The organism is Gordonia paraffinivorans NBRC 108238, assembly GCF_000344155.1.
GTDB lineage: Bacteria > Actinomycetota > Actinomycetes > Mycobacteriales > Mycobacteriaceae > Gordonia > Gordonia paraffinivorans.
This window is the reverse complement of sequence record NZ_BAOQ01000104.1, coordinates 1-745: the sequence shown is the minus strand read 5'-3', so window position 1 is coordinate 745 and position 745 is coordinate 1. Positions and strand designations below refer to the sequence as shown.

General features: G+C 66.2%; 1 protein-coding gene. It reads right to left on the bottom strand.

The features are described 5' to 3' along the window. On the bottom strand, positions 1-698 hold a 698-nt coding region (locus GP2_RS20840; RefSeq protein WP_040527717.1), incomplete at its 3' end, for a helix-turn-helix domain-containing protein. Positions 699-745 lie beyond the last annotated feature (47 nt).

Here is a 745-nt window from a genome sequence, read left to right as displayed (position 1 = left end):
ATGTAGAGCAACTGGTAGATCGCCTCTGGGCTGATGCGCATGGACTCATCATCCGGGAAGTCGATCTTCAACCGGTGTGAGATCTGCTCCGGACTCCAAGCCCAGGACCAGGCCCTGTCCTTCCGATGCGGCTTGCCTCTCCCGGTGAACCGCGGCGGCTGGGGACCGGTGACGATCGTGCCATCGGGGCTTGTGATCTTCCCCGACAGGCGCTCCTCGACATACGCGCGCAGCCGCGGGTTCGCGACGAGTTTCGCGACCTTGGGTCGCCTCGCGGTCATGTCTGCTTTCCACTGCGCGACCGACGCCCGATACTCCGGCTTCCCGCCCCGCGTGGCCGCGTTCCGCCGCAGCTCACGAGAGATCGTCCCGGCATCGCGGCCCATGGCGCGAGCGATCTCGCGAACGCCCTTGCCCTTCTCCTTGAGAATCGCGATCTCCTCGCGCTCAGCGAACGAGAGGTAGCGGCCCGATGGCTGCTGGGCGATGTCGAATGGCGCCATGCCGCCAGCGTGTCGGAACCATCTTGCGCCGACCGCGGGCGCCACGCCGACAACCCCCGCGGCTTCCTCCGCGAGCAGCCCTTTCGCGATCTCGCCCCAGAACGCCGCCTCGACGGGTTTCTGAAACTTCGGATGCCCCGGCGAGCGGAGCTTCGGACGAACCGCCCTGTCCGCGGCCTGCTGACGACGAACCATCGAACACCTCCTGATAGAGGTGTTGCGACGACCAGTTGAATTCACCC